The following is a 22,476-nucleotide window of genomic DNA, read 5'->3' as shown; positions in this document are numbered from 1 at the left end:
GGTCTGTTGTCAGCGACAGTCTGGAGCCGGTTCTTCAGCCGGTGACCGGAACGGTTTCACCGATTTCGTCGGGACGATTTCGCCGGGACGGACGCAGGAGGGCGTTGTGCGGGAAGCTCATGCCCGCGTCGGCGCGGTTCCCGCGACCGGCCCCCAGGGCCTGGTCTCCCTCGACGTCGTGTGCGCGCACCGGGCCGAACTCGCCGCCGTCCTCCCCCGGACCGGTACGGAGAGGTTCCACGGCGTCGACCGGCTTCCCGGCGCGGTGGCAGGGGACGGCCTGGCCGCCCGTTCGGCGCTCAGGGCCAGGTGAGGAGCGCGCGGGCGGTGGGTTCGTCGACGACGAGGGTGTCCAGGATGCCCGAGCGGAGGATGGCCGAGATGGCGCCGCGTTTGCCGAGCCCTCCGGCGACACCGATGACGCTGTCGACGGCGCGCAGATCCTTCAGCGAGATACCGATACGGCGGTCGTCGAGGCCGCGCAGGGCCTGGCCCTCGGCGTCGAACATGAGGGCGCACGTCTCGGCCGCCACGCCGGAGGCCAGCAGCGCTTCCCGCTCGGCCGGGGCCAGCCGGTCGTACACCTGCGACTCCGGCGGGGTCCAGGAGCCCACCGAGACGACCGCCCGGGTCACCTTGCGGTACTGGTCGACAAGGTCCTCGCGAAGTACCCGGACATCAAGGTCCTGGCCAAGGACACCGCGAACTGGAAGCGGGACGAGGCCGTCAACAAGATGAAGAACTGGATCTCGGCCTTCGGCAACAAGATCGACCGGGACGCTCGTCGCAGGAGTGGACTCCTCCACGCAGTCGTGCAAGGTCGAGCTGCGCGGCCTGCGCGACGGCCGGCTCGTGGGCAGCGGCTCGGCGCCGCACCCGCCCGCGAGCCCGCCGGCCAGCGAACAGGCCCCGGACGCCTGGTGGCAGGCGCTGCTCCTGGCCTTCTCCGCCGCGATGTGCGACGCCGGAGCGGCGCCAGGTGACGTGTCCGCCATCAGTGTCGCGGCGCAGTGCCACGGACTGGTCGTCCTCGACGCCGACGACCGGTGATCCGGCCGGCCAAGCTCTGGAACGACACCACCTCCACCCCCGAACTGCTCGAACTGCGGTCCCTGATCGGCGACACGGCCCTCGTCCACCGCACCGGATCGCTGCCCACGGCGGCCTTCACCCTCAGCAAGATCGCCTGGCTCGCGCGCCACGAGCCGCACTCCTTCGCCCGCGTGCGCCGCGTCATGCTGCCGCACGACTACCTGCCCTTCCGGCTCACCGGCCGCGCCGTGACCGACCGCTCCGAGGCGTCGGGCACCGGCTACTTCGACGCGACGGACAACCGCTACCTGACCGAGCATCTGGACCTCGTCGCCGACGCCGACTGGCTGCCCATGCTCCCGGCCGTACTCGGACCCGACGAGCCGGCGGGCGAGGTCACCCCCAGGCACTGAGCGCCCTGGGACTGCGCGGACCGGTCCTGGCGGGCGCGGGCGGCGGTGACCAGCACGCCGCCGCGCTGGGGCTCGGCATGGCCCCGGGCGACCTCATGTACTCCTTCGGCACCTCCGGTGTCGTCATGGGCGTCAGCGAGCACGCCGTCCACGACCTGGCGGGCTTCGTGGACGGTGTCGCCGACATGGCCAACGGCTATGTCCCCCTGGTCAGCACGTTGAACGCGGCCAAGGTCACCGACACCTTCGCCGCGCTGCTGGGCGTGGGACACGAGGAACTCTCCCGGCTGGCCCTCCGGGCCCCGGCCCTCGACGCCCGCCCGGCCATGGCCGCCTACCTCGACGGGGAACGCAAGCCCAACCGCCCCACCGCCCAGGGGCTGCTGAGCGGCATCACCTCCCACACCACCAGGGAACAACTGGCCCGCGCCGCCTACGAGGGCGTCGTCTTCGGCCTCTACACCGGCCAGGGGCACTTGGAGCGCAGCGCCGTCCCCACCGGGGGTCGGGTGATCGCGGTGGGCGGCGGCGCCCGGTCGGCCGCGTACACCCAGCTGCTGGCCGACATCGTGGGGCGGCCGGTCCTGACGGCCGACGCCGCCGAGGCGACGGCGCGCGGCGCCGCCGTACAGGCCGCGGCCGTCGCCACCGGCACACCGGTCGTGACCGTACGCGCGGCATGGGCGCCGCCCACCCGCGTCGCCGCCGAACCCGGTACGTTCCCGGCGCGGGCCTGGGACGACTACCGGGCCACGGCCGCGGTGACCGCACTGGACCGGCCATGACCGCCGCCGTCCACGAGCCCCTGCGCGACTGGTACCGGGCGTACCCGCCCTTCACCGTCGGCGGCAGCCTCTACGCCGTACCGCCCGCACACCGCGCCGCCACCGCGGCGGCGCTGGCCGAGCGCGACTGCCGGGTGCACGTCGACATCATCGTCGACGCGGCCGGGCGCGGCCTCGGTGTCAGCCGCCACGAACTCGACCGGGCCCGCGCACTCGCCCCCGGCGCCAGGATCGACCTGCACCTGATCGTCGCGGACGCGCTGCCCGCCGCGGCGACCGCCGAGATCGTCGGGGCCACGGTCGCGACCGCGGCCCGGCTCGGCGTGGAGGCGGTCACCATGGACCTCGCCCGTATCGAACGGTGTCCCACCGCGACGACGCGCTCCACCGGTCCGGCATCGCGCTCTGGCTGGAGCACTCCCCCGGGGCGCGCGTCCAGGAACTTCCCCCCGGCGTCGACGGATCCCTGGTGATGTTCATCCCGCCCGGCACCAAACGGTCCGCCGACCCGTCGATGCTCACCGAGGTCAGCCGCCTCGCCGCCACCATGCCCACCGCTGTCGACGGGGGCATCACCGCGCCCGTCGCCGCACAGTGCGCGGCACAGGGCGCCACGTACATCGTCGCGGGCCGCAGCCTGCTCACCGCCGCGTCACCCGCCCCCGCCCCTGCACCCGCACCCGCACCCCGTACCGAGACCCATCGAGAGGATCTGCCATGACCCGCACCGGCACCGTCCCTTCCACCATGAGGGCGGGCGTCCTCACCGGTCCGCGCACTCTGACCGTCGAGGAGGTCCCCACCCCGGCCTGCGCCGCCGACGAGGTCGTCATCCGCGTCGCGGCGGTCGGAGTGTGCGGATCCGACACCCACTACTTCCGCCACGGCCGCATCGGCGACTTCGTCGTGGACGCGCCCCTGATCCTCGGTCACGAGCTGTCCGGACGCATCGTCGCGGTGGGTACGGACGTCCCCGCGACCCGCGTCGGCGAACGCGTCGCCGTCGAACCGCAACGCCCCTGCCGCCGCTGCCGCCAGTGCCGCGCGGGCCGCTACAACCTCTGCCCCGACATGGAGTTCTACGCCACCCCGCCGGTGGACGGCGCCTTCGCCGAATACTGCGTCATCCGCACCGAGTTCGCGCACGCCGTACCCGACGCGCTCTCCGACGAGGCCGCGGCCCTCCTGGAGCCCCTGTCGGTGGCCATCACCACCATGCGCAAGGCCGGCGTCGTCCCCGGATCCAGCATCCTCATCGCCGGCGCGGGCCCCATCGGCATCATCTGCGCCCAGACGGCGCGGGCCTTCGGAGCGGCTCGGATCGTCGTCACCGACCCCGTGGGGGAACGCCGCGAGCGCGCCCTGCGCTTCGGCGCCACCGAGGTGATCGACCCGCTGGACACCGACATCGCCACCGCCGGCCTCGACGTCGACGCCTTCGTCGACGCCAGCGGTGCGCCCGCGGCCGTCATGTCCGGCATCAAGGCCGTCGCCCCGGCCGGCCGGGCCGTCCTCGTCGGGCTCGGCTCCTCGGAGATGGCCCTGCCCGTCGAGCACATCCAGAACCGCGAGATCACCGTCACCGGCATCTTCCGCTACACCGACACCTGGCCCGCCGCCATCCACCTGGCCGCGACCGGACAGGTCGACCTCGACTCACTCGTCACCGGCCGGTTCGACCTCGAACACGCCGCCGAAGCCCTGGAGAGCGACCTCGACCCCGCGGGCCTGAAGTCGGTCGTCTACCCCGTCCCCGTACCCACCTCCGCTCCGCAGCCCGGCCTCGCAGACAGGCCCCTTACGCACCGAAAGGTCACCCGCACATGTCATCACCGTTCAGCCTCGAAGGCCGCACCGCTCTCGTCACCGGCGGCAACCAGGGACTCGGCAAGGCGTTCGCGTTCGCCCTCGCCCAGGCGGGCGCGCGCGTGGCCATCTCCGGCCGGCGCCCCGAGGCCAACCGCGCCGTCAGCGAACAGGCCGCGGCGGCCGGCTTCGAATTCGCCGCCATCACCGCCGACATCACGGACGACGCCCAGGTGACGGCCATGACGGAACAGGCCGAGGAATCCCTCGGCGGACACATCGGCATCCTCGTCAACAACGCCGGCACCTGCTACCACGCGCCCTCCTTCGAGGTCACCGACGACCAGTGGTCCTCGGTGTTCGACCTGAACGTACGCGCCCTGTGGAAGACCTCTCTCGCCGTGGGCGCGGGCATGTGCCGCCGGGGCTCCGGATCGATCGTCAACATCGGCAGCATGTCCGGCCTCATCGTCAACCGGCCGCAGTGGCAGCCCGCCTACAACGCGTCCAAGGCGGCCGTCCACCAGCTGACCAAGTCGCTCGCGGTCGAATGGGCCCCCCACGGCGTACGCGTCAACGCCCTGGCCCCCGGCTCCACCAAGACCGAAATGGCCCCGGTCGACCGTCCCGACCTGCGCCGCCACTGGATCGACGACTGCCCCCAGCAGCGCGCCGCGCTCCCCGAGGAGATCGCCCCCAGCGTGGTCTTCCTCGCCAGCGACGCAGCCGGCTTCATCACCGGATCCATCCTGGTCGCCGACGGCGGCTACACCGCGGTCTGAGACAGGAGACGTGAACATGAGCACCCTCGCCACCAACCGCCGGATCGTCGTCACCTCCCTCGACGACATCCGCGTCGAGCGGATCCCGCGCCCCGAACCCGGGCAGGGCCACATCCTGGTCCGCTCCACCGTCGTGGGCATCTGCGGCTCCGACATGCACGCCGTCCATGGCCGCCACCCCTTCGTCAGCCTGCCGATGCGCCCCGGACACGAAGTGGTCGGAGTCATCGCCGCAACGGGGCCCGGGGTGGACCCCGCCCGCACCGGCACCCGTGTCGTCATCGAACCCAACCTCGCCTGCGGCACCTGCGCCCAGTGTCTGCGGGGCCGCTACAACATCTGCGCCACCCTGGATGTCTTCGGCTGCCAGACGCCCGGCGGCATGACCGACCACTTCGTGATCGCCGCCGATCGTGCCGTACCGCTCCCCGACGACCTCGACGATCTCCGCGCCGCCCTCGTCGAGCCCGCGGCCACCCCGGTGCACGCCGTGCGCCGCGCCGGTGACCTCACGGGCCGCCGGGTCCTCGTCGTCGGAGCCGGTCCCATCGGTCTGTTCGTCCTCCTCGCCGCGCGGGCGGCCGGGGCCGCGCACATCGCGGTCGCCGACCTGCTCGAAGGCAAGAGGGAACTCGCCCGCCGCCTCGGCGCCGACTCCGTCCTCGACCCGGCCGACCCCGACGCCGCGGACCACGCCGTCACGGCCCTCGGTGGCAGGGCGGACGTCGTGTTCGACTGCGTCTCCAGGGAGTCGACCGTACGCCTGGCCATCAACGTCCTGGACAAGGGCGGCCTGCTGATGACCGTCGGTGTCCCCAGCGGTCCCACCTCGATCGACCTCGACCTCGTCCAGGACCGCGAGCTGACCATCATGGGCAACCTCATGTACACCCGCCAGGACATCGACCGCGCCATCGAACTGCTGCGCAGTGCCACGTTCGCCCTCGGCGACATCGTCACCGCCACGTACGACATCGAGGACGCGGCCGAGGCGTTCCGCGCCTCCGACGATCCCCGACACGTCAAAGTACTCGTCACCGTCGCGCTGCCCTGAACCCCGCGTACCCGCCCAGCCGCGGGCCGCCCGCGTGTCACGGCCGGGATGACACGGTGAAGGGTGAACTCGGAGCGCATACCCGTCAGGGTTTCGCTGTCGACGATCTCGTCCACGACCGGGGAGGGGATGCTGCCTGTCATGCACGGGGAGTGTCCGCCTGCGGAACGTCGTTCGGACGGGAGCACTCCGGCTGGGATCCGGGCGATGCCGGGCGGATCGGCGTCCGCCCCCGCCGCACCCGCATCGCACGCGCATCAGAGCCGGATCGGGGCCGCATCGGAGCCGGATCGGGTCTGAGAGAAGGCAGCGGAGGGAGCGACCGGAACCGCTCGCTCCGTCCCCGCCTGCAGTGGCCCCAGCGCCGACCTATGTGACCAGCAGCCGTGCGGGCCGCGTCGGCAGGCGCCGGGTGCCAGGCCCGGCCCGGCCTGGCCCGGCCGAGGGATCGCACCGGCTGCGAGGCGGGCAGGCGGGTAGGCGGCGCCCCTACTCGAAGCGTGCCGGGTCGCCCGCGCCCCGGCGCACGATCTCGACGTCGCCGCCCGAGAAATCGATCACCGTGGTGGGTTCGGTGCCGCAGTCGCCCGAGTCGATCACGGCGTCCACCACGTGGTCGAGCCGTTCCTTGATCTCCCAGCCCTGCGTCAGCGGTTCGTCCTCGCCCGGCAGCAGCAAGGTGCTGGAGAGCAGCGGCTCCCCAAGCTCGGCGAGCAGTGCCTGCGTCACGACGTGGTCGGGGATGCGGACGCCGACCGTCTTTTTCTTCGGGTGCAGCAGTTGGCGCGGCACTTCCCTGGTCGCCGGGAGGATGAACGTGTAGCTGCCGGGCGTCGCCGCCTTGATCGTCCGGAACACGTCGTTGTCGATCTGCACGAACTGCCCCAGCTGCGCGAAGTTCTGGCACACGAGGGTGAAGTGGTGGCGATCGTCGAGGTTGCGGATCGACCTGATCCGGTCGATACCGTCGCGGCTGCCGAGCTGGCACCCCAGTGCGAAACAGGAGTCCGTCGGATACGCGACGAGCGCGCCGGAACGGATGCTGTCGGCCACGCTGCTGATGGTGCGCCGCTGAGGGTTCTCCGGGTGCACGTCAAAGTACTTCGCCATCAGCTGAGCGTACGTGATGGCGCCCCGCACCCTCACGAGGCCGCCCCGGCCCTCCGCGTCGCCGACTCCCCGAACTCCTCTCCGTTCCGTGCCGTCCGTCGGCCGGCGCGCCTTGCGTTCCGGCGTCGCCGCAGGCGGTCACCAAGCTCGCCCGAGAGATCACACGTGCAGAAGCTGCTGCGCACCCCGCGAGGCCAGGTGTCCGATCCGTAGCCTTGCTGAGCGGCCAAAGCCGACGGTGACAACCGCCCACCATGCCACCCCCACGCCGAACACGGACCAGCGGACCCTCTTCACGGCGTCACGATACGTCGGCACGGGAAAACCGGAGGGGTGTGTCACGCCGTCAGGTCGACCGCGTGGGCGCCGTGTGGATCAAAAGGGTCAGAGATCCGGCACGCGGAAAGGATCCTCGGCACCCCGATGCCCGGTGATCTCGCTGAGTCTCTGCGATGCCACAACGGCGTGAGCGCCTGGACATCCATCCTGCCAGAGCAGTCCCCGCTCGCAGTGAGCGGCATCGTGGACCATTGGCAGACCCGCATGACCGTCGCGGCGGAGAACGACGGCCTGACAGCTCGTCCTTGGGACGACGCGCCTTGGTGGCACCCACTATGGGTTCCCTGGACTGAGAGTGCCGATGGCGCGACGCAGGTGATCGACCTGCGTCCCGGCCCAGAGGCCCGGCGTCTCGGCTGGGCAGGCCATAGCGGTGGCGGCGACTTCACCGACCCCTGGCCTGACCTGGCGAGCCTTCTCCACGGAGTCGCGCAAGCACTGCATGAAGGTGGAGACGTCCGCGGACCGCACCCCTACCTCACCACGCAAGGCGAGAGGTGGTGGGACGAGGAGGGTTGCCGCGAACTGAACGGTCACCCGCTGACGGCCGCCCCGGACGACCGGAGGTTCACGTGACTGAGCGGATCCCCGTGACGGCCCCCGCGCCGGGAGCAGGGTGTGCCGGGTTCATCGGTACTCACCTGTGTGCGGTCCTGCTGGACAGAGGCGCGCAGGTCACCGCTGTGGACAACCTGTTGGCCAACTGAGCGTCTCGGCCGGGCTCACATGATGTCCGGAACCGCCTGCGACAGGGCTGAGCGGGGGACGTTCACGGCCGTTCCGTCGCTCAGGCCACATGATGGGTGCATGCAGATCACCCCGCGCGCCTTCGCCCACGTCCGCCTCACGGTCACCGACATCGACCGTTCGCGTGCCTTCTACGAGGATCTCTTCGGCCTGCCCGTTGCTTTCGAACTGCCTCCGGACGCGGACGACAAGACACGCGAAGAGCTGTCCTTCCTCTTCGGTGGCGTCATCTACCAGCTGGGCGACTCCCTGCTCGGACTGCGCCCGGTTGCCTCGGACCGCTTCGACGAGGACCGAGTGGGCCTGGACCATGTCAGCTTCGCGGTGAGCAGCAGGGAGGAGCTGGAGGCGGCGCGGCGCGTCCTGGACGACCGCGGCGTTCCCCACGCGGGCATCAAGGACATCGGCGTGGGCTGCATCCTGGAGTTCCGCGACCCCGACAACATCGCCCTGGAACTCTTCGCCCCCGCTTCCTGACCCGCGCCGTCCTCCCGCTGATGCGGCAGGGCTCGTTGGTGGCGGTGTCGGGGCGACGCCCCAATGACGACGACCTCACACAGCCCTGGTTCTACCCCCCCACGATTCCTCACTGTCGAGGATCTCGCCGCTCTGGGGCCTCTTCCGTGGTCCGCTGTGTCCCGCTCGGCCGGCCGAGGCTGTCGTCCCCTTGTCCGGGCGCCTGGAGCGGTGGAGTCGAAATGCCACTCCTGCTGCGAGTGCATGGTGCAGCGCGGTCACCGGCGACGGGCCAGAGACGGAGCAGTGCTGTGGGCGAGGGGTCAGAACCTGGCGGACGGCCCGGTGTGGCGGACGGTCAAGAAGGCGGCACAGGACAACGCCCGCGGCGCTGCTCTGCGTCACGCCGCCGCCGCGCCCGCGCGCCGGGCAGGCCGGGCCGGAACCGGCGGTGTGGGAGTGGTGCCGCACCGGGCCGGCCGCTGCCTGGGCTGACCCCTCGGGGCCGCAGGACGGTGGCCGATCCGCTGGAGGAGTCAGCCCAGGCGTACCCGGAGGCAGATGCCGGGCGGTGGGAGGACTGGGCGGCACTCAGGTGCAACCGACGGGAAGACCACCCTCGCCCATCTGCTCACCGGCCTCTACCTGCCCACGTCCGGAGCCGTCACTTGGGACGGCACCGACCCGGCGGACGCCGACCTGGCGGACGCCGACCCGGCGACGGTATGGGCGCAGATCGCCATGGTGCCGCAGGACTACACACGCTGGCCGCTGACCGTACGGGAGAACATCACGTTGAGCCCGCCCCACGGCAGGGGGGCGATACCGACGTCCACGCGGCGGCTGACGCAGCTGGAGCCGCCACCGCGATCAGCCGTCTCCCGGCCGGACTGGACACCTCCCTCGCACGGTCCTGGTGGGGAGGCCCTGACCTGTACGGCGGACAGGGGCAGCGCCTCGCCATCGCCCGAGCCTTCCACCGCTCCGCCTCGGTACTGGTGCTCGATGAGCCAACCGTCGCCCTCGATGCCCGCGCCGAACACCAGATCTTCAGCCGCCCGCGCGCCCTGGCCGCCAGTAACACAGCCCTCTTCATCACGCACCGCCTGGCCAACGCGCGCGGTGCCGACCGCGTCGTTGTCATGGATCAGGGCAGGATCGTGGAATCCGGGACGTACAGAGAACTGCTGGATCAGCGGGGCCTGTTCGCCGAACTGCACCAACTCCAGGGCGACGGCCAGGACCAAGACGTCACCGCTGCAGGGTCCGCCATTCGGTGCGCACCGCGCCCGTGAAATGCGCACCGAATGCGCAATTCCAATGACCTGTGCGCACCGACTCCGTACGGTAACCGGCTTCCACCCTATGGCCATTCAGAGACCAGCCCGGGTACGTGGAAAACGCGAAGACGCCAACAGCGTGCCGATGTCGCAGCGTTACTTGTCGCGATCCGTGGAGTCAGCAGGAGGCCGATGCGCGCGGTCGTAGGATTCCTGCGCCGCTGACACGTCGCCGAGGTGCGCGATCGACCATTCCTCAAGTGCGCTCAGCGGTTCGCACAGAGTGCGGCCCGCCTCGGTGAGCGTGTATTCGACGCGGACCGGAACTTCGGGGTAGACGGTGCGGCGCACGATTCCGTCCCGTTCGAGCCCGCGCAGAGTCTGGGTGAGCATCTTCTGCGAGATGCCCTCGACGCGTCGGCGCAATTCCGAGAAGCGGACGCTGCCGTCCCGGAGGGCGACCACGATGAGCACCGTCCAACGGTCGCCAATACGATCCAAGATGTGGCGAGTGCCTTCTTCCCGTCGGTGAGCTGCGCTCATACGGTAATCGCAGCGCGTCGCCCGACGCCATCTTGATCCCGCCAGAGGTGGCCTTCGAGATCAATGCAGGCCTACGCCGTCATCGCGAGCCCTACGTCGGCATCACCGAGAACGGCACCCCGCGCCCGGGGCTCTACCGGCTCAACCATGCGGGGGCAGCCCCGAAGACCGCCCGCACGGCCGCTCGGGCCTACCTCGACGGGCTGACGCCCCACCAGAGGGTGGTCGGTGCCCTGCCGATGGACGCCCCGGAATGGCGGTTGTGGACGAACGCGATCCCGACATGGCACCCGAAGGGCATGCGCCTGGAGCGTCTCACCGACCGTGACCGCGACCGCGCACTCGCCGTCGTCGAGGCGAGTCTCAGTCCGGCCGGCTACGCCCAGGTGAGAGCGGCGATGGCACTCAACGAGCACCTGGGCCAGCTCATCGACGACTACCGGGACACGCTCACGGAGTTCGCCTACTGGTTCACCGTCTTCGGGACTCCTTCGGACGACTCTCCGTGGGGATGGCAACTGATGGGCCATCACGTGGACCTGCACTGCGTCTTCGTCGGAGGGCAGGTGGTTCTCGCCCCCGTGTTCCTCGGTGCCGAGCCGACGACCGGGACGGGACGGTTCGAGGGCGTCACGGCCTTCGGCGACGAGACCGAGGTCGCCCTGACGTTCCGCCGCACCCTGATCCCCAACCGCGAGGGCGAGTTCCTGATGGGGTCCTCGCTTCGCGCAGAGGACCTTCCGCCCGAACTCGCCGGCCCGTGGAACGGCCGGCATGTCGCCGGCGCGGGCAGTGACAACCTCATCCTGCCTGCCGAGGGGATCGTCGCGGCGAGCCTGCCTGCCGACCAGCGTGACGGTCTGGTGGAGCTGATCCGGGTCTATCTCGACCGTCTCCCGCTGCCACAGGCCGAGCGCACCCTGGCGCTCGTCCGTGAGCACTTCGACGAGACTCGATTCGCCTGGCGCGGCGGCCACGACGACGAGTGCGCCTTCTACTACCGGATCCATTCACCCGTGCTTCTGGTCGAGTACGACAACCATCCCGGTGTCTTCCTCGCCAATCCCGAGCCCGCCCGCTTCCACGTCCACACCATCGTGCGGGCCCCCAACGGCAACGACTACGGACGTGATCTCCTCGCCCAGCACTACCGGCTCCACCACGGCAGTTGACCAAACCGGGACTCGTCGAGCCCGGCGATCAGCCGGCAAGGCACACCCTCGACTGCGATCAGCCATCACTGTCCGTCCTTGCCACTTGGTCGCTGATGGCCCACGTCATGAGCTGTCCAAGCCGATCGCCGCGGTGTTCGGGCCTGGCCGAGGTGTACATCGACATCATGGTGACCGCGCGTTCCTCGCGTTCTGATGCGGTCCAGCCGGAGATGACAGGGGTGGATCCTCGGCGTCGGCTCTGGTGGCCGACCGTATCTCGTACGGAGGCATTCCGGTCATCGCGGGCATCCCAGCGGCTCTCCTTCGTACGCCGATGCGCGAACAGGTCACCACCGCGGCGACGATCCTGTCCGAGCCGACCGGCAGCGGGAACTTCCGGTGCGCTCGCGTGTGTCACCACGCCGCAGTCCCGCCCCGGGGATGAAGCTGGGGGTGATGACCTGCGGAGAGTGCGGGGCGTGGGAGTGCCGTGAGTGCTTCCCCGGCGGCCCGCCGCCACGCGACACGCTGTGCGAGAAGTGCAGCCGGACGAGGTGCGCCGACTGCTCGACCTGCGGGTGTACGCCCAAGTGCCTGAGCTGCGAAGGCCGGGTGAGTACGGAAACGCATATCCGCGTCGACCGGCCCCGCTGGTGCGCGTGCGTGTGCGTGGCACCGGCTCCGGCCCGGCTCCGGACAGCCTCGCGCTGCCGCTGGAGCAGTGCGGCGGGACGCCGACTGGGTGATGGCCTTTCGTTCCGGTCCGGCGTTGAACCGCGTATGACCCACCGCCTTTACGAGCACGACCTCGGCGCCCTCTACCTGACCCACGCCCCGGCCCACCTGGACGTCGATGATGCCGCCCCGGCGCTGGTCGCGAGCTTTTCCGACATCAGCCATCAGCGCCGCCCGGATCAGGCACGGACTCGCGTGCCGCCACTTCGCCACGACCGGCGACGAAAGCCAGATGGGTGCAGCTCCCGCTACACCCAAGTCAGCTTGACACTTCCTCCCGTCGCAGGTCGCTGGCTGTGGCGGGGATGGCGTTGTCGATGAGGACGGCGGCGATGGCGGCGGCGGGGAAGGCGTCGGCGTTGAGGACCCGGGTACGGGCCGCGGCGCCGTCGATGAGCAGCGCGAGCTGCTCGCCGAGCTGCTCGCCGAGCTGTTCGGGGGCGGCGGCGCCGGCTTCGCGGGCGGTGTCGGCGAGCCGCGCGGCGACGGCCTTCTTGTAGTCGCGCGCGTATGGGGATGCGGGGTGCTGGGGGTCGTGGAGTTCGACGGCGGCGGCGATGTAGGGGCACAGCGGAGTGGTGGGGGGATGTCGAAGGCGGCGAGGAGCCGTTCGCGGGGCGTGAGGTCGGTGCGGTCGCACACGCCGGACAGGACGGCGGGGTCGAACCGGCGCAGGTACTCGGCGACGAGTTCGTCCTTGCCGGTGAAGTGCTGGTAGGCCGTGCGCTTGGACACCTCGGCCGCCGCACAGAGCTGGTCCATGCCAGGCGTAGACCGCGGATCGAGCGGAAGTACGGGCGGCGGTCGTGGACGATCGTGTGGCCCGAGGAGACGGTGCACGCGGAGGCGGACCGCTTCCTGCGTCTGCGTGATGGTTCGGGAACGCAGAGGACGTACTCGTATCTGCTGGTGGACCATCTGCGGTGGCCGGAGCGAGAGTGCCTGGCCCTCGCCGAGGTCCAACTGCGGTATCTGGAACGGTACATGGGTATCATCGGCGCCGAGGTCCGCATGCCGCTCGGCGAGCCGTGGCGGGTCGGTAAGCGCCCCTACGGCCGCTCCGCGTTGTCGACCGCGGCGGCTTGCCTTGATCATGGAATTGCGCTGCGGGCGCCGGGATCCCTTCGCCGTGGAGATCGCATTCCACGGGCCGGGCGGGAGCCTGCCTCGGTGGCGATTCTCCCGTGACCTGTTGCTGGCGGGCCTGCACGGAGGCGTCGGAGAGGGAGAAGTGATGATCTGGCCTCCCGAGGAGACTTCAGCGGGCAGAGCCCTGCTCCTGCGCCTGGGACCGCGGGACCGTCACGCCCTTTTCCGCGGTACGGCACTGCACCATGAGCCGCTGGCTCGCGCACACCGTCGCCGTGACCGTTCCGGTCGGCCGTGAGATGGCCGAGGTCGACTGGGGCGAGGAAAACCGCCAGCTCTTCGCGATGTGCAGGGCACACGGGCCTCCTCCGGCCTTCCTCACCCCGCAGTGCGTTTCGTTTGGATCAGATGGCCGCGCCGGTCTCCTGGGTCGGCGCGTGCCACCTCAGAGGGCGGTACGTTTGGCTACTGTTGCCGCGCACCAAATGTTCTGGCGCCCGATGGTTGCTCTCAGGAGTTCGTGATGGCGGGATCTGGCAGGGAAGCATCGATGTCGGGGGACGGAGACGGGGACGGGGGGCGGCTCGGAGCGCTGCGGGAGACGGGGCTGACGGCGGCGTCGGACGCGGGGATGGAGCGATTCGCTCGGCTGGCGGCAGAGCTGGTGGGTGTCCCGGTGGCGCTGGTGTCGCTGCTGGAGTCCGCGCGGCAGATCCTTCCCGGCATGGTGGGACTGGCCGATCCGTGGGCGGAGAGCCGGGAGACTCCGTTGACGCATTCGCTGTGCCGGCACGTGGTGGCCGAGGGGCGGCCTCTGGTGCTGGCCGATGCCCGTGAGGACACCCGGACGTGCGCGTCTCTGGCTATTGCGGACCTTGGGGTGGTCGGCTACGCGGGGATGCCGCTGACGGACGGCGACGGGCATGTCCTGGGGTCCCTGTGCGCGATCGACACGCAGCCCAGGCAGTGGACCGAGCTGGACCTCGGGCTGCTGGAGGACCTGGCAGCCGCGTGCAGTGCGGAACTGCGGCTGCGGATCGTCTCGCGTCAGCGCGAGCACGCGGTCGGTGAGGCAGAGGCGAACGCGCGGGCGTACCGGAGTTCGCTGGACCGCTCGCAACTGCTGCTGAGTGCGGCCGCCGCCTTGGCCGACACCACGGTCCTGGCCGAGGTCCGCCAGACAGTTCGGGACCTTGTCACCAGCGACCTGAAACCCGTCTACGTGGGGCTCGTCCTGGTCGACAACACCGGCACGAGCCGCTTGCGGCGTCTGGTCGACGAGACGGGCAGCGCACCGATGGAGCGTGCCCACGAAACATACGGTCTGGACTCAGGGTGGCCGACCGCGCGAGCTGCCCGGGAGAACCGCACCATCACCGTCACGAGTGAGGCGGAGCTACGCCGGGACTACGCCCCCGAGGCGGTGGCCGCGTTCAACAGCCTGGGTCTGAGCAGCGCGGTGTGTGTACCGCTGCCGGGCACGGTGCTCCCGCTGGGCACGCTGGTGCTGGGCTGGGATGAAGCGCACGAGATCGACATCGTGGAACAGGCCCTGCTGGCCTCGCTGGCCGGGTATACAGCGCGGGCGGTGGAGCAGGCACTGTTCGTGGAGAACCGGGTCACCGCGGCGCGGCAGATGCAGGAGGCCATGCTCACCGATCTGCCCGAGGTTGCGGGGGTCGAGCTGGCGGCGCTGTACCGGCCTGCCGCGGCCACCGATCTGGTGGGCGGGGACTGGTACGACGCCTACCCGCTGCCGAGCGCCGCCCAGGGCGGCGAGGACACCGCGGGGCCGGACGAACTCGCTCTGTCCATCGGCGACATCACCGGCCACGACCTACGCGCCGTGACCCTGATGGGGCAGATCCGCAGCATGCTCCGCCAGGCCGACCTCGACCACCCCGGGGGCGGCCCCGCCCGCGCGGTCACCGCGGTCGAACATGCCAACAACCGCCTGCGCATCGGCGCCAGCGGCACCCTCGTCCACGCCAACTTGCGGCGCTGCCCGGCGCCTCTGGAGGGAAGCTGGGAGCTGACGTGGACCAACGCCGGTCACCCCCCGCCCCTGATCGCCGCTCCCGACGCCCCGGCCGGGCTGCTCGACGAGCACGGGATGATGTTCTTCCCTGGCCTGGCCGGTCCCGCCCGGACAGAAAACCGGATCACACTGGCTCCGGGCAGCGCACTGCTCCTCTACACCGACGGCTTGGTGGAGGGCGCCGGAAAGGATATGGACGAGGCGATCAACCTGGCCGTTCGCATCCTCGCCGACCACGCTCAACAGCCCCTGTCCGAGCTGCTGGCCTCAATCGTCGACCAGGTCCCCTCCCCCGATCCAGGCGACGACATAGCTCTCCTCGCTCTGCGCATCCCCCGCCTCGGCCCGCCCGGCGACGCCTGAGGGCTGTCCCGTTGATCCTTGGCGGGCACGCGACGGCAGCTACGCCACCTCACCGCGTTGCCGGAACACCCCATGCGTCCATTTACATCCGGTATGGGAACGCTCCTGCGACCGCCCGCCCCGAGTGGTTCGAGCGCTCACCCGCCCGCAGGACCAGCTGTCCGCCCTCTGTAGCGACCTCGCCGCGAGGAATAGCCGACCGCGTCCCGCCCGCCTCGACGAAACCTTCGACGCCCTCGCCGAACGGCTTCAGCCCGCGGCCGGCCGCGGGCTGAAGCCGAGGGGCGGCCTTGCCGCACTCGGCCTGGGCCTCGGCCTCGGCCTGGCCTCGGCGACGAGGAAACTCCCTGCCACCTCGTTCGCGCCCACCGAACGTCCGGCATCGCACCTGCGTCCGGCATCGCACTTGTCCGGACCGCTCAGCGACTCCTTCCGGTACCGCCTCGGCATCGCCGACGTCACCGCTTGGGTTTGCCGTCCAGCCCACCCTGGCCCGTGTGCTCGCCGCTGGAGAGGACGGGGCGTAACCGGGCTCACCGATACGCAGGACGGCCCGACCACGTGACGCCGTGCCGCGGCCCCGGAAACGACCTGCGGCCAGGCTGTTCTGCGCGGGTGGCGTTCGGCGCGCATGGTGGATGGAGGTGCTCCATTCCCTCGCCCTCGGGCTGCACCGGCCGGTGGGCGCCCCTCTACCGGAAGACGGTGAGCTGTGTGAAAGCGCTCGTGTACCAGGGCCCGCGGGATGTCGCCGTTGTCGACGTCCCCGACGCCAGGATCGAACGTCCCACCGACGTGATCGTCAAGGTCACTGCGACCAACATCTGTGGGTCCGACCTTCACATGTACGAAGGGCGCACCACGATGGAGACCGGCCGGACCCTCGGCCACGAGAACCTCGGAGAAGTCGTCGAAGCCGGTGACGGAGTGGACCGGGTGAAGGTCGGCGACCGCGTCTGCCTCCCGTTCAACGTCGGCTGCGGATTCTGCGCGAACTGCGAGCGCGGATTCACCGGATTCTGCCTCTCGGCCGACTCCGACACGCCCGGCGGGGCCTACGGCTTCGCCGCCATGGGCACGTACGCCGGCGGCCAGGCCGAGTACCTGCGCGTTCCCTGGGCCGACTTCAACTGCCTCGTCCTGCCGGAGGACGCCGCTGAGAAGGAAAACGATTACGTCATGCTCGCGGACATCTTCCCCACCGGCTACCACGCCACCGAGCTGGCAGCCGTTTCGCCGGGCGAGTCCGTGGTCGTCTACGGAGGCGGGCCGGTAGGGCTGATGGCCGCGTACTCCGCGTACCTGCGCGGGGCGAGCCAGGTTCTGGTCGTCGACCGCCAGAGCGACCGGCTGCGACTGGCCGAGGAAGCCGGCGCGACGGCGATCGACGATTCCCGGGGCGATCACGTCGAGCGGATCCTCGACCTCACCGACGGCGGCGCCGACAAAGGCTGCGAGTGCGTCGGCTACCAGGCACACGACCCGCAAGGCGTGGAACGGCCCGAGGCGACCATGAACGACCTCGTCGCCTCGGTGAAGGCGACCGGCGGCATCGGCGTTGTCGGCGTCTTCCTCCCCCAGGACGACGGCGCCCCGACCGAACTGACCCGGGAGGGAAAAATGCCCTTCGACTTCGGCCAGTTCTGGTTCAAGGGACAGCGGATCGGAACCGGCCAGGCCAACGTGAAGGCGTACAACCGCCGCCTCGGCAACCTCATCCACCGCGGCAGAGCGGAGCCGTCCTTCATCGTCTCGCACGAGCTGCCCCTGGCCGAGGCAGCCGACGCCTACCGCCACTTCGACGACCGCGACGCCGGCTGGACCAAGGTCGTACTCAAGCCCTGACCCGCCCGCACCGAACCGCCATCCGGGCCTTATGCCTCGGCCGCGCGGGATACGGGCAGTCCGGGCGGGTAATCGGAGGGCGTGAATACCACTGGAAGCAGCCCCCTGCGCGCCGTCGCCCTCGTCTGTACTCTGTCGCCCTCCCCCGCTCCGTCCAGCTCACAATTGCTGGCCGAGCAGACCATCGCGGCGCTCGACGGGCACGGCGTCACCGGCCGTGTGATCCGGATCGCCGATCACGACGTGAGGCCCGGTGTGGAGACCGACATGGGCAACGGGGACGCGTGGCCGGAGATCCGCGCCGCGATCCTGGGAGCCGACATCCTGGTGCTCTCCACACCCATCTGGCTGGGTCACCCCTGCAGCATCGCCCAGCGCGTCCTGGAACGTCTCGACGCGGAGATTTCCGAGACCGACGACGAAGGCCGCATGCTCACCTACGGCAAGGTCGCCGCGGTCTGCGTCGTCGGCAACGAGGACGGCGCCCACAAGGTCAGCGCCGACATCTTCCAGGGTCTCAACGACGTCGGCTTCTCCCTCGCCCCGAACGCGGTCACGTACTGGGTAGGCGAGGCCATGCAGGGCACCGACTACCAGGACCTCGACGAGACCCCCGAGAAGACGGCCGCCACCACCAAGACTCTCGCCGCCAACACCGCCCACCTCGCCCGGCAGCTCAGGACCGCACCCTACCCGTCCTCCTCCTGACCCCGTCGTGGCCTCGCAGCCGCCCGACCGCGGGCGGACGAGGCCGGTCATGCGCCGACAGGCCGTCCCGTCCCCGGCAGGGGCACCAGTCGCGGTGCCCCGCACCGGTCAGGCGAAGCGGTCACGCTTCAGCGAGCCCACGACCCGAGCATGTCCTTCATGGCACCGGTCATCGCGAGTTGCAGCAGCGGCCCGTAGGTGATCCGGCCGACTCCGAGACGCCGGAAGCGCTCAAGATCGTGCTTGACGGGATGAGCCGTGGAGTTCACGGGAACGGCGACAGCGCCGGTCACGGCCGTGAGCAGGTCGTCGTCGTCCTGGATACGCACCGGATACACACTGTCGGCACCGGCCTGTTCCATGGCCCGCAATCGCTCAACCGCCTCGTCGAGGACGTCGGAGGCGTTCTCGGCGTGCAGGAAGAGGTCGGTGCGCCCGTTGACCCAGACCGGGATCCCCGCATCGTCGGCCGCCGCGCGCAGGCCGGCGATGTAGTGCGCGTGCTCCTGCGTGCTGCGCACACGGCCGCCCTCGGAGTGGACGGTGTCCTCGATGTTGAGACCGACGCCGCCGACCTCGGTGAGCCCGGCGATGAGGTCCGCGGGCTCCTGCCCGTACCCGGCCTCCAGGTCCACGGAGACGGGTACGTCGACCGCCGCGATGATCGGTCCGACGGCGGCGAGTACCTCCTCGAAGGTCTGCCCCTCGTGGTCGTCGGCACCCCGGGAGTCGGCGAGCGGATGACTGCCGATGGTCAGCGCGGGGAACCCGGCGTCGGCCGCCGTCCGCGCCGACCAGACATCCCACACGGTCGGCAGCACGAGCGGCTTGTACTCGGCGTGCAGTTGCTTGAGGCGTTGAGCGCGCTCAACAGTGGTGCGAAGGTCCATGGCGAGCACGCTACCCCCGGATGGCCACGGACCACGTGCTCTTCCCATGGCGCCTTCTCGGGCGAAGGCAGGAACGTCCGCGTAGTCGTCCAGTTCCGCGGCGAAGACCTCGGGAGCGTCATCACCGTCGTAGTCGTCGCGGCCGTATTCGTCTTCGTGTTTTCTTGAAAGGCCAACCAGCCCGCCGTCCCGGGGCAGGCGCGCCGGAGAGGGCCGCTCGCGCCGCATCGCGCCTCGCCGCCTCGGTGGGTGCGGCGCGAGGGGCGCGTACGAGGTGACGCCCCCCGCGTGAGGTCACCGGACGTGGGTGCGGTCCTCCGGCCCGCCGCACTCGTTCCGGGGGAAGGTGCCGACGGCCGGGGCTCCGTCGGGAACGCCCCGGCCGGGTCCCGCGTTCAGGCGCCGAACTCCTTGAGGAACGCGTGGGAGAAGGCGCTGAGGTCGTCCGGCTTGCGGCTGGTGATCAGGGTGCTGGGAGCGGCCGTACAGATCTTGACCTGTTCGTCGACCCAGGTGGCACCGGCGTTACGGAGGTCCGTTCGCAGGGAGGGCCAGGACGTCAGCGTCCTGCCGCGCACCACATCGGCCTCGATCAGCGTCCAGGGCGCGTGACAGATCGCCGCCACCGGCTTGCCTGCCTGGAAGAAGCCCTTGACGAAGGCGACGGCCGCCCCGTCCGTCCGCAGCGCGTCCGGGTTGGCAACGCCCCCGGGGAGCACCAGCGCGTCGTAGTCCGCCGCGCCGGCCTGGGAAACCTTCCGGTCGACGGGGAAGGTGTCCGCCTTGTCGAGGTGGTGGAACGCCTGGATCTCCCCCTCGGCGGTGGAGACCAGAGTCGGCTCTCCGCCCGCGTCGACCACGGCCCTCCACGGCTCGGTCAACTCGACCTGCTCCACGCCCTCGGGCGCTACGAGGAATGCCACGCGCATGAGACTCACGTCCTTCTTTCGTCGTGCTGTCCCGTACCGCCCCTTTTTGGGTGCGGCACGGCTTCGCTCCCGCCTGCCCGAACGTCCGTCTCCCACACCGGGCGGGGAGTACACCGGGCAGGGAGTACACCGGGCTCGCACAGCCCAGTGGATCGGGCGCCCCGGCCAGGAGCCGCGCGAGGTGCGCGGCGTTGACGGCGAGGGTCCGGGGCGTGAAGGCCGTAGGCGTCTCCTCCAGGTTCTGGCAGTCGGTGCCGTGCCTCGCCCGCCCGGTACGCGACCGCTCCCGGAGCCGGAGTGAAGCCCGTGTGCGGTCGGCCTCGATGTCGGGCCCGCTCCCCCACCTTGCGGCATGTGACGCGCGGGCGCAGAGCGGGGAGAACGCTGTGGGACGGCATGCGGGTGGGCAAGGGAGGCCGTCTGTGCTGTCCGTTGCGGCGGCGGCCCGTCGCGTTCTCCGGCGATTGCGCCATCCAGTAGCCCAACGCCCCGCCGTTTAGGTTAATGCGCTTGCCGGAGGGCGATTCGGGCAGGGGGACAGGGAACCACCGTGCCGAGTGCCGCCGCCAGCAGTTTCGCCCGCCGGGCGAAAACATCCTCGGTGCGGGCGGTTCCGCACTGTTCTGGAGGTTTCGCATGTCTGTTTCCGCCGACTCGGGCCCGCTTGCCGCTCTGTCCGCCGCGGGGGTGTCGGTCTGGCTGGACGACCTGTCCCGCGAGCTGCTGGCAGGTGGGCAGCTCAAGAAGCTGATCACGGACAACCGCGTCGTGGGGGTCACCACCAATCCCACGATTTTCGCCTCCGCGCTGTCCAAGGGGGATCGCTACAACAAGCAGCTACGCCGGCTGGGCGACGAGGGAAGCAGCGTCGATGACGCGGTGTTCGCCCTGACCACCGATGACGTGCGGACGGGCTGTGACGTCTTCGGTCCCGTCTACGCGCGCACCGGCGGCATCGACGGCCGGGTCTCCATCGAGGTCGACCCCCGGCTGGCGCAGGATGCCGACGCCACCATCGCCGTGGCCCGCAAGCTCTGGGACGCGGTCGACCGGCCGAACCTGTTCATCAAGATCCCGGCCACCCGCAGGGGCCTGCGGGCGATCACGGCCGTCATCGCCGAGGGCATCAGCGTCAACGTCACGCTGGTCTTCTCCCTGGAGCGCTACCGCGAGGTGATGGACGCCTATCAGACCGGTCTGGAGCGGGCCCTCGCCGCGGGACGCGATCTGACGAAGATCCACTCGGTCGCCTCGTTCTTCGTCTCCCGCGTCGACACCGAAGTCGACCGTCGGCTCAAGGCGATCGGCACCCCCGAGGCCCAGGCGCTCAAGGGCAAGGCCGCGATTGCCAACGCCCGACTGGCCTACCAGGCGTACGAGCAGACGGTCGCGGACCCCCGCTGGCAGCGCCTCGCCACGGCCGGAGCCCGTACCCAGCGCCCTCTGTGGGCGTCCACCGGGGTCAAGGACCCGTCCTATCCCGACACGATGTACGTCGGCGAACTCGTCATCGCGGGCACGGTGAACACCATGCCCGGCGCCACCCTGGCCGCGTTCGCCGACCACGGCGCCCTCTCCGCCCACGCCCCGGCAGCCGACGACTTCGCGGCCGCCGCCGCCCACCTGGCGGCGCTGGAAGACATCGGCGTCGACTTCAGCGACGTCACCGACACGCTGGAGCGCGAAGGACTGACCAAGTTCGAGGACAGCTGGAGGGAGCTGGGTGAGTCGGTGGACCGCGAAATGCACGCGGAGGCCGCCACCTCCGACGCCGGCAGTGGGAGCCAGGAGAGTGCCGATCTGCTGGCGACCTACCTCAACGACCACTACTCCGGCGCCACCGGGGGCCTGGAACTGTTCCGGCGGGCCGCCAAGGCACGTACGGACGCGGAGGGGGGCGCGGCGCTGGCCGAACTGGCCCGGCAGGTCGAGGAGGACCGTGACGCGCTGGCCCGGACCATGGCGGACCTGGGTGTGGACACCAGGAACTCCAAGGCCGCCCTGGGCCGGCTCGCGGAAAAGGCGAGCCGCCTCAAGTCCAACGGGCGTCTCCTCTCCCGCTCCCCGCTCAGCGATCTCCTGGAGGCGGAGACCCTGCTGCTGGGCGTCCTGGGCAAGGCGGCCTGCTGGAGGACTCTCCGCGTGCTGGCCGACTCCGACGAGCGCCTGGACGCCGACCGCCTGGACACACTGCTGGAACGCGCCGAGCAGCAGAGCGCCACCCTGGAGGAACTGCGCTCCGCTGCGGCTGCCCGCGCACTGCGTTCCCGGCCCGCGCCCGAACAGTGACGCCGGCCATGCTCACGCCCATCACCACTCACACGGCAGCGGAGCCGCATCCCGTCGACAGGCGGCCCGCAGCATCCGCCCGTCGGCTT

General features: G+C 70.6%; 22 protein-coding genes and 4 pseudogenes. 19 read left to right on the top strand and 7 right to left on the bottom strand.

Going from position 1 to position 22,476, the window contains the following annotated elements; all coding sequences use genetic code 11:
• Window positions 1–106: 106 nt before the first annotated feature.
• Window positions 107–313 carry a hypothetical protein gene (locus DVH02_RS16555; RefSeq protein WP_114624579.1) on the top strand — a complete coding sequence of 69 codons (207 nt, stop codon included), beginning with the start codon at window positions 107–109 and terminating at the stop codon, window positions 311–313.
• On the opposite strand, the gene DVH02_RS16550 is transcribed toward DVH02_RS16555, so the two are convergent.
• Window positions 300–635 carry a sugar-binding domain-containing protein gene (locus DVH02_RS16550; protein WP_114624578.1) on the bottom strand — a complete coding sequence of 112 codons (336 nt, stop codon included), beginning with the start codon at window positions 633–635 and terminating at the stop codon, window positions 300–302. The genes DVH02_RS16555 and DVH02_RS16550 overlap by 14 nt on opposite strands.
• 12 nt (window positions 636–647) lie before the next feature.
• On the opposite strand from DVH02_RS16550, the pseudogene DVH02_RS36180 reads away from it, so the two are divergent.
• From DVH02_RS36180 to DVH02_RS16515, 8 genes and pseudogenes are all read left to right on the top strand, one after another.
• Window positions 648–773 (top strand): annotated as a pseudogene (locus tag DVH02_RS36180) (xylitol/threitol ABC transporter substrate-binding protein); the annotation flags it as partial.
• Window positions 774–792: 19 nt separating this feature from the next.
• Window positions 793–1,445 (top strand): annotated as a pseudogene (locus DVH02_RS36175) (FGGY family carbohydrate kinase).
• 77 nt (window positions 1,446–1,522) lie between these two features.
• On the top strand, window positions 1,523–2,230 hold the full coding sequence (locus tag DVH02_RS35590; RefSeq protein ID WP_199566308.1) for an FGGY-family carbohydrate kinase: 708 nt from the start codon (window positions 1,523–1,525) through the stop codon (window positions 2,228–2,230).
• Window positions 2,227–2,703 carry a hypothetical protein gene (locus DVH02_RS16535; protein WP_114624577.1) on the top strand — a complete coding sequence of 159 codons (477 nt, stop codon included), beginning with the start codon at window positions 2,227–2,229 and terminating at the stop codon, window positions 2,701–2,703. Before DVH02_RS35590 ends, DVH02_RS16535 begins: the two co-directional genes overlap by 4 nt.
• Window positions 2,703–2,951: a beta/alpha barrel domain-containing protein gene (locus DVH02_RS16530; protein WP_114624576.1), complete on the top strand. Its 249-nt coding sequence runs from the start codon at window positions 2,703–2,705 to the stop codon at window positions 2,949–2,951. The genes DVH02_RS16535 and DVH02_RS16530 overlap by 1 nt, the downstream gene beginning before the upstream one ends.
• Window positions 2,948–3,934, top strand: a pseudogene (locus DVH02_RS16525) (NAD(P)-dependent alcohol dehydrogenase); the annotation flags it as partial. The gene DVH02_RS16530 and the pseudogene DVH02_RS16525, both read left to right, overlap by 4 nt.
• A 119-nt stretch (window positions 3,935–4,053) precedes the next feature.
• The gene (locus DVH02_RS16520) at window positions 4,054–4,818 is read left to right on the top strand and encodes an SDR family NAD(P)-dependent oxidoreductase (RefSeq protein WP_114624575.1); all 765 of its coding nucleotides are present in this window, start codon (window positions 4,054–4,056) and stop codon (window positions 4,816–4,818) included.
• Between the two features lie 16 nt (window positions 4,819–4,834).
• On the top strand, window positions 4,835–5,872 hold the full coding sequence (locus DVH02_RS16515) for a zinc-dependent alcohol dehydrogenase (RefSeq protein WP_114624574.1): 1,038 nt from the start codon (window positions 4,835–4,837) through the stop codon (window positions 5,870–5,872).
• A 489-nt stretch (window positions 5,873–6,361) separates the two neighbouring features.
• Here the strand turns inward: DVH02_RS16515 and DVH02_RS16510 are convergent, their stop codons facing one another.
• Window positions 6,362–6,982, bottom strand: a complete 621-nt coding sequence (locus DVH02_RS16510) for an L-threonylcarbamoyladenylate synthase (protein ID WP_114624592.1) — start codon at window positions 6,980–6,982, stop codon at window positions 6,362–6,364.
• Between the two features lie 836 nt (window positions 6,983–7,818).
• Here DVH02_RS16510 and DVH02_RS36960 point away from each other — a divergent pair.
• From DVH02_RS36960 to DVH02_RS16490, 3 genes are all read left to right on the top strand, one after another.
• Window positions 7,819–8,028, top strand: coding sequence for an NAD-dependent epimerase/dehydratase family protein (locus DVH02_RS36960; protein ID WP_325051374.1), 210 nt, complete (start codon window positions 7,819–7,821; stop codon window positions 8,026–8,028).
• Window positions 8,029–8,128: 100 nt separating this feature from the next.
• Window positions 8,129–8,545 carry a VOC family protein gene (locus DVH02_RS16500; protein WP_114624573.1) on the top strand — a complete coding sequence of 139 codons (417 nt, stop codon included), beginning with the start codon at window positions 8,129–8,131 and terminating at the stop codon, window positions 8,543–8,545.
• Between the two features lie 540 nt (window positions 8,546–9,085).
• The gene (locus tag DVH02_RS16490) at window positions 9,086–10,012 is read left to right on the top strand and encodes an ATP-binding cassette domain-containing protein (protein WP_233518267.1); all 927 of its coding nucleotides are present in this window, start codon (window positions 9,086–9,088) and stop codon (window positions 10,010–10,012) included.
• On the opposite strand, the gene DVH02_RS16485 is transcribed toward DVH02_RS16490, so the two are convergent.
• The gene (locus DVH02_RS16485) at window positions 9,961–10,278 is read right to left on the bottom strand and encodes a winged helix-turn-helix transcriptional regulator (protein ID WP_233518266.1); all 318 of its coding nucleotides are present in this window, start codon (window positions 10,276–10,278) and stop codon (window positions 9,961–9,963) included. The genes DVH02_RS16490 and DVH02_RS16485 overlap by 52 nt on opposite strands.
• A gap of 116 nt (window positions 10,279–10,394) precedes the next feature.
• On the opposite strand from DVH02_RS16485, the gene DVH02_RS16480 reads away from it, so the two are divergent.
• On the top strand, window positions 10,395–11,519 hold the full coding sequence (locus DVH02_RS16480) for a DUF3500 domain-containing protein (protein ID WP_158575897.1): 1,125 nt from the start codon (window positions 10,395–10,397) through the stop codon (window positions 11,517–11,519).
• Window positions 11,520–12,495: 976 nt separating this feature from the next.
• Here DVH02_RS16480 and DVH02_RS16475 read toward each other — a convergent pair.
• Window positions 12,496–12,876, bottom strand: coding sequence for a hypothetical protein (locus tag DVH02_RS16475; protein ID WP_233518270.1), 381 nt, complete (start codon window positions 12,874–12,876; stop codon window positions 12,496–12,498).
• 77 nt (window positions 12,877–12,953) lie between these two features.
• Window positions 12,954–12,998 (bottom strand): annotated as a pseudogene (locus DVH02_RS36170) (hypothetical protein); the annotation flags it as partial.
• 54 nt (window positions 12,999–13,052) lie between these two features.
• Between DVH02_RS36170 and DVH02_RS16470 the strand changes: the two are divergent.
• From DVH02_RS16470 to DVH02_RS16450, 5 genes are all read left to right on the top strand, one after another.
• Window positions 13,053–13,424: a hypothetical protein gene (locus tag DVH02_RS16470; protein WP_233518265.1), complete on the top strand. Its 372-nt coding sequence runs from the start codon at window positions 13,053–13,055 to the stop codon at window positions 13,422–13,424.
• Entirely contained in the window at window positions 13,330–13,623 is a 294-nt protein-coding gene (locus DVH02_RS37140) for an SsgA family sporulation/cell division regulator (RefSeq protein ID WP_114624569.1), read from the top strand. Before DVH02_RS16470 ends, DVH02_RS37140 begins: the two co-directional genes overlap by 95 nt.
• Before the next feature lie 252 nt (window positions 13,624–13,875).
• On the top strand, window positions 13,876–15,726 hold the full coding sequence (locus DVH02_RS16460; protein ID WP_114624568.1) for a GAF domain-containing SpoIIE family protein phosphatase: 1,851 nt from the start codon (window positions 13,876–13,878) through the stop codon (window positions 15,724–15,726).
• A 714-nt stretch (window positions 15,727–16,440) separates the two neighbouring features.
• Entirely contained in the window at window positions 16,441–17,571 is a 1,131-nt protein-coding gene (locus DVH02_RS16455) for a glutathione-independent formaldehyde dehydrogenase (protein WP_114624567.1), read from the top strand.
• Between the two features lie 105 nt (window positions 17,572–17,676).
• Window positions 17,677–18,279 (top strand): flavodoxin family protein, encoded by a 603-nt coding sequence (locus tag DVH02_RS16450; RefSeq protein WP_199566312.1) that lies wholly within the window; start codon window positions 17,677–17,679, stop codon window positions 18,277–18,279.
• 128 nt (window positions 18,280–18,407) lie between these two features.
• Here the strand turns inward: DVH02_RS16450 and DVH02_RS16445 are convergent, their stop codons facing one another.
• A complete protein-coding gene (locus tag DVH02_RS16445) occupies window positions 18,408–19,169 on the bottom strand; it encodes an isocitrate lyase/PEP mutase family protein (RefSeq protein WP_114624591.1) in 762 nt (253 codons plus the stop codon).
• Between the two features lie 395 nt (window positions 19,170–19,564).
• Complete coding sequence (locus DVH02_RS16440) at window positions 19,565–20,098, bottom strand: type 1 glutamine amidotransferase domain-containing protein (protein ID WP_114624565.1); 534 nt, start codon at window positions 20,096–20,098, stop codon at window positions 19,565–19,567.
• A gap of 636 nt (window positions 20,099–20,734) precedes the next feature.
• Here DVH02_RS16440 and tal point away from each other — a divergent pair.
• A complete protein-coding gene (tal, locus tag DVH02_RS16435; protein ID WP_114624564.1) occupies window positions 20,735–22,387 on the top strand; it encodes a transaldolase in 1,653 nt (550 codons plus the stop codon).
• The last annotated feature ends 89 nt before the right edge of the window (window positions 22,388–22,476 follow it).

Source organism: Streptomyces corynorhini, from assembly GCF_003346515.1.
In the GTDB taxonomy this organism is placed as follows: Bacteria; Actinomycetota; Actinomycetes; order Streptomycetales; family Streptomycetaceae; genus Streptomyces; species Streptomyces corynorhini.
Note: the sequence above shows the minus strand (reverse complement) of the source record. Positions and strands in the feature narration are given on the sequence as shown.